10 protein-coding genes and 1 riboswitch are annotated in these 8886 nt (G+C 53.0%); of the genes, 1 reads left to right on the plus strand and 9 read right to left on the minus strand.

Annotated elements, in window-relative coordinates; genetic code table 11:
* The first annotated feature begins 9 nt into the window (after nucleotides 1-9).
* Entirely contained in the window at nucleotides 10-159 is a 150-nt protein-coding gene (locus ABLN87_RS21655) for a helix-turn-helix domain-containing protein (RefSeq protein ID WP_353014181.1), read from the plus strand.
* Nucleotides 160-256: 97 nt separating this feature from the next.
* Here the strand turns inward: ABLN87_RS21655 and ABLN87_RS21660 are convergent, their stop codons facing one another.
* From ABLN87_RS21660 to ABLN87_RS21700, 9 genes are all read right to left on the minus strand, one after another.
* Entirely contained in the window at nucleotides 257-778 is a 522-nt protein-coding gene (locus ABLN87_RS21660) for a flavin reductase family protein (protein ID WP_353014170.1), read from the minus strand.
* Nucleotides 779-899: 121 nt separating this feature from the next.
* Nucleotides 900-1943, minus strand: a complete 1044-nt coding sequence (locus ABLN87_RS21665) for a methionine synthase (protein ID WP_353014171.1) — start codon at nucleotides 1941-1943, stop codon at nucleotides 900-902.
* A 35-nt stretch (nucleotides 1944-1978) separates the two neighbouring features.
* On the minus strand, nucleotides 1979-2959 hold the full coding sequence (locus tag ABLN87_RS21670) for a DUF1852 domain-containing protein (protein WP_353014173.1): 981 nt from the start codon (nucleotides 2957-2959) through the stop codon (nucleotides 1979-1981).
* Nucleotides 2960-3307: 348 nt separating this feature from the next.
* The gene (locus tag ABLN87_RS21675; protein WP_353014183.1) at nucleotides 3308-4156 is read right to left on the minus strand and encodes a LysR family transcriptional regulator; all 849 of its coding nucleotides are present in this window, start codon (nucleotides 4154-4156) and stop codon (nucleotides 3308-3310) included.
* Nucleotides 4157-4431: 275 nt separating this feature from the next.
* The gene (nrdF, locus tag ABLN87_RS21680; protein WP_353014175.1) at nucleotides 4432-5403 is read right to left on the minus strand and encodes a class 1b ribonucleoside-diphosphate reductase subunit beta; all 972 of its coding nucleotides are present in this window, start codon (nucleotides 5401-5403) and stop codon (nucleotides 4432-4434) included.
* 13 nt (nucleotides 5404-5416) lie between these two features.
* On the minus strand, nucleotides 5417-7540 hold the full coding sequence (gene nrdE, locus ABLN87_RS21685) for a class 1b ribonucleoside-diphosphate reductase subunit alpha (RefSeq protein WP_353014176.1): 2124 nt from the start codon (nucleotides 7538-7540) through the stop codon (nucleotides 5417-5419).
* The gene (nrdI, locus tag ABLN87_RS21690) at nucleotides 7522-7935 is read right to left on the minus strand and encodes a class Ib ribonucleoside-diphosphate reductase assembly flavoprotein NrdI (protein WP_353014184.1); all 414 of its coding nucleotides are present in this window, start codon (nucleotides 7933-7935) and stop codon (nucleotides 7522-7524) included. The genes nrdE and nrdI overlap by 19 nt, the downstream gene beginning before the upstream one ends.
* A gap of 13 nt (nucleotides 7936-7948) precedes the next feature.
* Nucleotides 7949-8170, minus strand: a complete 222-nt coding sequence (nrdH, locus tag ABLN87_RS21695; protein WP_353014178.1) for a glutaredoxin-like protein NrdH — start codon at nucleotides 8168-8170, stop codon at nucleotides 7949-7951.
* A 77-nt stretch (nucleotides 8171-8247) separates the two neighbouring features.
* A riboswitch (cobalamin riboswitch) is annotated at nucleotides 8248-8438 on the minus strand.
* 128 nt (nucleotides 8439-8566) lie between these two features.
* On the minus strand, nucleotides 8567-8886 hold a 320-nt coding region (locus ABLN87_RS21700; RefSeq protein WP_353014180.1), incomplete at its 5' end, for a hypothetical protein.

Consider the following 8886-nt stretch of genomic DNA (forward strand, 5'->3'; position numbering starts at 1 on the left):
GGCAAGGGCATCTACAAAGGGCGGAAGAAATCCGTCGATGATGATGCAATCCGGCGATTGGCAAGACAGAGCGTTGCCAAGGCACAGATCGCGCGAAAGCTGGGGGTTTCAAGAATGACCGTCTATCGGGCGTTGGCAGAGGTAGAAATCGAGAATTGAAGCTTGAACGCATAGGGATAGAGAACCGTTGTGAGGATGCTCACTCAATTTGCCAGTGGCCGAATTGCAACACCGTTAACCTAAGCAATGGCACCTCTCAAACGTGACACGCTTTGTACCAAGGCCCGGATACATCTAAAGAACCGAACGTCCCAGAATGGTACACAAGCGGTGCGGCGGAAGGATCTCTTTCCAAGTGTCTGACATAGCCCAGGAAAAGAACATGATCCCCTGCCTCGACCTGCTGTGCGAGATCGGCCACGAGCACCGCCGCAGCATCGCGCAGAAGCGGCAAGCCATGTTGCTCTTTAAACAGATCTGTCAGTGCGTTGTCTGTTTGACCGGCAAAATGCAATGCGTGGCGGTCCATGCCATGGCGGAGTATATTCACAGCGAATCGGCGCGACGTGTTGATTTTGCTTAGCATCTTTGACTGCTTGCTCAGTGAGACGCAGATCAAGGGGGGGTCAAGTGAAACCGACATGAAGGCACTGACTGTCATCCCGTAGTCTCCGTCGAGCGTGCGGGTGGTGACAACCGTGACACCAGTTGCGAAGCTGCCGCAGCAATCGCGCAGCGCGTGCGGATCGATGGTGTCGGCGGTGGACGTATCATACACGGTAGGTCTCCATTTCAGCATGACGTGAAAGCCCGCGCGCTGATAGGCGTCAGCGCACAGACCTGAGACTGCAAAAAAAGCCGACTCGTCTGGATCGGCCCGCTTAGAGCCTGAAAAAAAATCATGCAGCGGATTTCTGAACCGCAAGCTCTTTTCGGATGATCTCCGCACCAGCCCCCAAAGACTCGAGTTTGCCTTTGGCGACCACACGCGGCAGAGGGGCCATGCCGCAATTGGTGCAGGGGTAAAGCTTGTCGGCATCGACATATTGTAAGGCTTGCCGCAGCGTGCCAGCAACCTCTTTGGGAGATTCAACTGCATGGTTTGCTACATCAATCGCGCCCACCATGACTTTCTTGCCGCGCAGTAGCTCGATCAGCTCAAGGGGAACATGCGAATTGTGGCATTCAAGCGAGATCAGATCGAGATTGGACTTCTGGAGATTGGGGAAGGTTTCCTCATACTCGCGCCACTCCGAGCCGAGTGTCTTTTTCCAATCCGTATTGGCCTTGATCCCATAGCCATAGCAGATATGCGCTGCGGTCTCGCAGTTCAGCCCTTCAATGGCGCGCTCCAAGGCCGCAATACCCCAGTCATTCACCTCGTCAAAGAACACGTTGAAGGCGGGTTCATCAAACTGGATGATATTCACCCCGGCGGCTTCCAGTTCGCGCGCTTCCTCATTTAGGATCACCGCGAACTCCATCGCCAGCTTTTCGCGGCTCTTGTAGTGCGCATCATAAAGCGTATCGACCATAGTCAGCGGCCCCGGCAGAGCCCATTTGACCGGAGCATCCGTGAGCGAACGCAGGTACTTTACGTCTTCGACAAAAACTGGTTTGTCCCGCGACACAGCTCCTACAACCGTGGGCACGCTGGCATCGTAACGGTCGCGAATCCGGACGGTCTGGCGTTTCTCCATATCGACACCTGCCAGGTGTTCTATAAGGGTCGTGACAAAATGTTGCCGGGTCTGTTCACCGTCGCTGACGATGCTGATACCCGCGCGCACCTGGTCGTCCAATGTCAGACGCAGGGCGTCGCGCTTGGCGACAGCGAGTTCCTCGCCTTCAAGTTTCCAGGGGGACCAAAGTTTTTCTGGCTCAGAAAGCCAAGAGGGTTTGGGAAGGCTGCCAGCAGTCGAGGTGGGTAAGAGAAGTGTCATGTGAGAGGCCTTTTGTTTCAATGAATTCAAAGGGGCTACTGGGCAGCGAACTGCGCCGACCATGCGTCCAGAACGGCACGGTGAGGTGTGATGAGATGCGTCTCGGCGAATTTGCCCTGTTCGACAGCCAGGCGACTACGTTCGTCGCGGTCATAAACCACCTGTGTATAGGAGAAGTCTGCATGTTTCAGGCTGGGCTTGAAACACTGTCCGGCGACGGAATTGGCGTTATAGATCTCTGGGCGATAGATTTTCTGGAACGCTTCCATTGTGCTCAGCGTGCTGATCAGCTCGAGATTGGTGTAGTCGTTCAGCAGGTCGCCGACAAAATATAGGGCAAAAGGAGCTGCGCAATCCGGTGGCATGAAGTAGCGCACCTGAAGCCCCATCTTCTGAAAGTACTGCTCTGTCAAAGAGGGTGAATCCGGCAGATATTCAAAGCCAAGCACTGGGTGCTCATTGGAGGTTCGGTGATAGGTTTTGTTTTCAGATACGCTGAGACAGATTACCGGTGGCTTGCTGAAGTGCGTCTTATAGGCTTTTGAAGCGACAAAGGATTTAAAGATCTGTCCATGCAGATCGCCGAAATCTTCAGGGACAGCAAAGCCGTCACGATCTTTGTTGTAGTCTTGCAGCCGCACGCTGAAATCGTAGTCGCGCACATAAGACGAGAAGTTGTTGCCCACGATCCCCTCAACCCGCTTTCCGGTCTTCCGATCAAGAACGGTGGTTTTTAGAACCTCAATCGCCGGGAATGCGTCTCCTGTGCCATCGATTTCCATGTCAACTGATACAACATTCAGTTCGAGCGCATAGCGGTCACCCTCAGCATTGTCCCAATAGGCGAGGTCGTTGAATCGGTTATCGATCATGCGCAGCACATTGCGAAGATTGTTTTCGCGGTTCGTGCCGCGCGCGAGATTTGCAAAATTGGTGGTCAGACGGGTTCCGTCTGATGGGATATACGTTTCGTCAAAACGATAGCTTTGAAGATGAAAGGTGAAATCGCGAGGCATCGATAACGGCTTCCTGATTGTGTGACTGCACGAAATAACACAGCCTGATTATGGACACGCCAAACGGGCATCCTGAGTGTGGGTCTACCTTGGAATGTCTGCGCACTGTCCTGCGCAAAGGTCTGAAACCGGTATGCCGAAACAAGTTCATGAAGAAAAATGACTTTTCCCAATGTAAGTATGAATTAATGTCATGTTTATCGTCGAAAGCATGCAAGCTGCAGGACTTGCCTGACCAGGGGGTCTGTTCTGCCCCTAGCCAGAACAGACCCCACCAGGCACAAAAAATGGGCGCCTGCGGAATAGGCGCTACCAATCCGTATTGCTGGTTTTCAATAAGCGCCCTGCTCAGACGCGCACGATCTGTGCCAGCTGTAAGAACCCATCCAAATAACTTGGCGTACTTCCTGCCCGGCGCCCTAGGTGAATGGACTTTGCAATACCCTTACCAATTTGAAGGCCTGTAACGCCAGGCACTTGGGAGACGAGCCAATCCGGTGTAGCGCTTACGAAACGCCCGGTTGCCACCAGCCGCAACATCAGATCGGTTGTTTCGACCTTCCGATGTCGTCGCGGCAAAGCGTTTGCCGGAACAAGAAACCGCGTGTAGATGTCCAGCCTCTCATTTGCGACTGGATATGTGATCAGCGTTTCTGCCGCCAAGTCCTTGGCTATGACGCGGTGTTTGTTTGCCAGCGCATGGGTTTCGCAAACGGCCAGCAACAATTCGTAGTCGAAAACAGGCGTATACTGGAGACTAGGTCGTTCGACTGGGTCAGGCGTTACCAATATGTCGATCTCATGCCCCAGCAAGGCGGCAAGCCCTCCAAACTGAAAGGCGGAGGTCACATCCAGCTCGACGTCCGGCCATTCAGCGAGAAACAGATCCACAACACGCATAAGCCAATCTTGACAGGGATGGCATTCTACGCCGATCCGCAGAGCGCCACGTCGCCCTCGTGCAAAGTCCTCCAGCACAGTTGCGCCATGCTCAAGCTGCGGCAATACCCGAAGCGACAAGCTCAGCAAGTACTCTCCAGCAGGTGTCAGGCGCAGCTTCCGGCCGTCACGTTCCCATAGCTTGACCTCATAGCGTTCTTCAAATCGGCGCATAGCATGGCTGACGGCAGACTGTGTTAAACACAGTTTGTTCGCGGCCTCGGTCAAACTCCCGCTCCGTTCAATTTCTCGCAACATTGCCAATGGTTGGATATCAATCACAATACATGACCCTCCGTCATGTATTGACTAGATAAATGTACTTCAGGTCATGATCAAGCGCAATAGCCACCTGCTCCCCAAGTAAGAAAGCGCTTCCTAAAGTTACAGCTCACTCTCCAAGCACGTTTTGTTCCTCGCAACGCCCAAATATGCACACTCGGTCCGGTTGGGCCCAATCGGCAAGGTTGCCGTAGAAATCTAAAAAAGTGAGGCAACGCTGTGCCTCCCTTTTGCTTTTCGCGTAGCGAATTTTAGAAGTCCCAATCTTCGTCTTCCGTCGCGACCGCTTTGCCGATCACATAGGACGAACCAGATCCGGAGAAGAAGTCGTGGTTCTCGCTATCCGGGCTCAACGCGGCAAGGATCGCTGGGTTCACCTCGGACACTTCTGGTGGGAACAAAGCCTCAAACCCAAGGTTTTGTAGCGCCTTATTGGCATTGTAGTGCAGGAAGACTTTGACGTCCTCAGTCAGACCGAGCTCATCGTATAGCTCTTCGGTGTATTTGTTCTCGATGTCATAAAGTTCGAACATCAAAGAAAAGGCATAATCCTTCAGCTCCTGCTGACCGGCCTCATCCAGTTGCTCATAACCGCGCTGGAATTTGTACCCGATGTAGTATCCATGCACGGCCTCATCGCGAATGATCAGGCGGATCAAGTCCGCTGTATTGGTCAGTTTGGCGCGGCTGGACCAAAACATGGGCAGGTAGAAGCCCGAATAGAACAGGAAGCTTTCCAGAAATACGGACGCAATCTTGCGTTTAAGCGGGTCATTTCCAGGCGCATAGGTGTCCAGAATGACCTTGGCTTTCGCTTGCAGATGCGAGTTTTCATCGGCCCAACGGAAGGCTTCATCAATTTCCTTGGTCGAGCAGAGCGTTGAGAAGATCGACGAATAGCTTCGCGCATGCACTGCTTCCATAAAGGCAATGTTCGTGAGTACCGCTTCTTCATGTTGGGTTATCGCATCGGGCATCAGGGCCGGCGCGCCGACACTATTTTGAATAGTATCGAGCAAGGTCAGCCCCGTGAACACACGGATCGTCAGCTGCTTTTCATGATCCGTCAGCGTACCCCAGCTTGGGATGTCGTTGGACAACGGCACCTTCTCAGGCAGCCAGAAGTTCACGGTCAGCCTGTTCCAGACCTCAAGGTCCTTTTCGTCCTCCAGGCGGTTCCAGTTAATGGCGCGAGGGACGCGGGTTTCGATGATATCTTTCATGGTCTCTCTCCGCTTATAGGCTGCAGGATACGCAGCCCTGCACCTCGGTGCCCTCAAGAGCATCTTGGCGCAGGCGCACGTAGTAGATGGTTTTGATGCCCTTTTTCCACGCATAGATCTGGGCTTTGTTGATGTCCCGTGTCGTCGCTTCGGCTGGAAAGAACAGCGTTAGCGACAGGCCTTGATCCACGTGCTCAGTTGCAGCCGCATAAGTGTCAATCAGCGCCACGGGCCCAATTTCATAAGCATCTCGGTAGTATTCGAGGTTTTCATTGTTCATAAAGGCCGCAGGGTAATAAACGCGACCGATTTTGCCCTCTTTGCGGATCTCAATCTTGGATACAATCGGGTGGATCGAAGAGGTGGAGTTGTTGATGTAGGAAATCGAACCCGTAGGCGGCACGGCCTGTAGGTTTCGGTTAAACAACCCATGTTTCATCACGTCCGCCTTCAGCGCAGCCCAGTCATCACGGGTTGGCAATTCCACACCCTCAAAGACAGATTTGACCTTGTCGCTTTCCGGCAACCAATCGCGATCAGTGTATTTGTCAAAGAAGCTGCCAGAGGCGTATTCAGATTTGTCGAAATCTTTGAAGGACGTACCCCGCTCCTGCGCCAAATCGCAGGACGTGCGGATCGCGTGATACGCCACAGCCGCGAAGTAAACCGATGTGAATTCAACACCTTCCGTACTGCCATAGTGAATGTGCTCGCGTGCAAGGAAACCATGCAGGTTCATCTGCCCCAAACCAATCGCATGGCTTTCATCATTGCCCTTGCGCACAGATGGGACAGAGTCGATGGCAGACATTTCAGACACAGCCGTAAGCGCGCGGATTGCTGCGCCGACAGTGCGCCCTAGGTCTTTGCCGTCCATGGTTTTCGCAATGTTCAGGGAGCCGAGATTACAGGAAATATCTGTTCCCATCTGCTCGTAGCTGAGATCGTCGTTGAACTTCGATGCAGTGTTCACCTGAAGGATTTCAGAACACAGGTTGGACATGTTGATACGCCCATCCACCGGGTTCATCCGGTTCACGGTGTCTTCAAACATCACATATGGGTAGCCAGATTCAAACTGGATTTCAGCGATGGTCTGGAAGAACTCACGCGCGTTGACCTTGGACTTGCGGATGCGTTTGTCCTCGACCATCTCATGGTATTTCTCGGTCACTGAAATTTCCGACAGTGGAATACCATAAACCTTTTCCACATCATGTGGCGAGAAAAGGTACATGTCCGAATTCTTCTTCGCCAACTCAAAGGTGATGTCCGGAATGACCACGCCCAAGGAGAGCGTTTTAATGCGGATTTTTTCATCTGCATTCTCACGCTTTGTATCAAGGAACCGCATGATGTCTGGGTGGTGGGCGTTCAGATACACCGCTCCGGCCCCCTGACGAGCGCCCAACTGGTTGGCGTATGAGAAGCTGTCTTCCAGTAGCTTCATCACCGGTATGACGCCGGACGATTGGTTCTCGATACCTTTGATCGGCGCGCCGTGTTCACGGATGTTGGTTAGAAGCAAAGCAACACCACCACCACGCTTGGACAACTGAAGCGCAGAGTTAATGCCTCGCCCGATGCTCTCCATATTGTCTTCCAGCCGAAGCAGGAAGCAAGAGATAAGCTCGCCACGGGAGGCTTTACCCGCGTTAAGGAAGGTTGGTGTTGCAGGCTGAAAACGACCTGCCAGAATTTCTTCCATGAAAGAGATCGCCAAGTCTTCATCACCACGTGCAAGCGCCAATGACGTCATGACAACCCGGTCTTCATAGCGCTCCAAATAGCGTTGCCCATCGCGGGTCTTCAGCGTGTAGGAGGTATAATACTTGAAAGCGCCCAAGAAGGTCGGGAAGCGGAATTTCTTTTGATACGCCTCATCCCAAACGCGACGCATGAAATTCTTGGAATATTGATCCAGAACCGCTTCTTCGTAGTAGCCTTGCTCGACCAGATACCGCAGCTTTTCATCCAACGAATGGAAGAACACAGTGTTCTGGTTCACGTGTCGCAGGAAATACTTTCGCGCCGCCATGCGATCCGCGTCAAAGCGAATATTGCCCTCTGAATCATAGAGGTTCAGCATGGCGTTTAGCACGTGATAGTCCTGCTCGTTTATGCTGCTGTCGAGCATTGTTCTCTCCCCAGTTTTTCCAGCACTGCGCGGGCGCGGGCGATATCTGTGTCTGTGCCAGCCAGCTCAAAGGTGTAAAGCAGAGGCACGTTGCATTTTTGCGCGATGATGCGACCAGCCAAAGCGTAGGTCTCACCGAAATTGCGGTTCCCAGCACCAATCACACCGATGATTTGGGCGCGATTGGCTGGGGAGTTTAGAAAGCGGATCACCGGCTTTGGCACCGCGCCGCGTCCTTCTCCATCCGCAAAGGTTGGACAGATCAACACAAACGGAGTCAAAGGTGCTGGGTGCTGATCGGGATCCATCGAAATTCGGGACGCTGGCAGACCCAGACGCGAGACAAAGCGTTGAGTGTTTCCTGATTTCGAAGAAAAATAGATCAACGCCGGGATCGACGCGTTCATATCAAGAAAGTTGGTTGATCATATCAGGGCGAAAACCTGACCAATGATCAGCGCCCGCAATCACAACTGGCGCCTGACGATATCCCAACTCGGTCACACGGGTCATAGCGTCAGCATCTTCGGACAAATCGACCACATCATAATTGATGCCTTTTGCATCCAGCGCGCGTGTGGTGGCGGTGCATTGTACGCAAGCTGGTTTGGAATAGACGGTAATGCTCATGTGTCCTCTGTCCTTTTGTCAAAGCCGAGGACGCATTGGGACCTTTCCCAAATCGCCCCCGAACCCTCCGTTCGTGGTTGTCATCAACGCTCACGGCAGGTCTCCTGACTTACGGCTCATCGCTTGGCTGACCTTCCCGAAACATAGGTTTCAGTGGTATTTTCAACCTTGCTTGCCGCTTACAGTTGCGGGGGCAGTGTCGGAATTCCACCGACTTCCCTCTTAGCCCTTGATCGGAATCAAAGGAACCGAAGCAACATTATATTGGGGCTGTCTTTAGATAAGTGTCAATATGTAGTTGAAGGTTCTGTGGGATATAAGCCAATAAGTAGCTGACCATGAGGTGAGAGGAGCAGCACCAACGCTCAAATTCGAGAGGAAGCCACAGACTTTCATTCACAACTGAACGAACGCAACAATCGATTGCGGATTCATTTCTCTGCCTTCGCATTGTGCACAGAGCAGATCTTGGATCGTCGTCGTGGAACGGCCGGATTGTCCGAATTCTACCTGTTCAAACAACGCGCAGCGAATGGCCACTGCATCGTGCGTTCCTCTTGTGTTCCTCATAACCCCCATCTGTGCACGCTCGGGCCGGTTGAGCCTGATAGCGGCGGCCCACTCGATAGCGCATACCGCGAGGATCGCCAAACGCCGGTCGCTCGTAATGTCGCGCAGGCCATCTGCAAAGTACCTTTCACCTTGGCGGCGCAGGC

Origin of the sequence: Ruegeria sp. SCP10, assembly GCF_040329495.1 — a bacterium.
GTDB lineage: Bacteria > Pseudomonadota > Alphaproteobacteria > Rhodobacterales > Rhodobacteraceae > Ruegeria.

Coding starts and splice junctions, on each gene's coding strand:
- ABLN87_RS21665 (WP_353014171.1), bottom strand. CDS start 1,943: ATGACACTTCTCTTACCCACCTCGACTGCTGGCAGCCTTCCCAAACCC.
- ABLN87_RS21670 (WP_353014173.1), bottom strand. CDS start 2,959: ATGCCTCGCGATTTCACCTTTCATCTTCAAAGCTATCGTTTTGACGAA.
- ABLN87_RS21675 (WP_353014183.1), bottom strand. CDS start 4,156: ATGTTGCGAGAAATTGAACGGAGCGGGAGTTTGACCGAGGCCGCGAAC.
- nrdF (WP_353014175.1), bottom strand. CDS start 5,403: ATGAAAGATATCATCGAAACCCGCGTCCCTCGCGCCATTAACTGGAAC.
- nrdE (WP_353014176.1), bottom strand. CDS start 7,540: ATGCTCGACAGCAGCATAAACGAGCAGGACTATCACGTGCTAAACGCC.
- nrdH (WP_353014178.1), bottom strand. CDS start 8,170: ATGAGCATTACCGTCTATTCCAAACCAGCTTGCGTACAATGCACCGCC.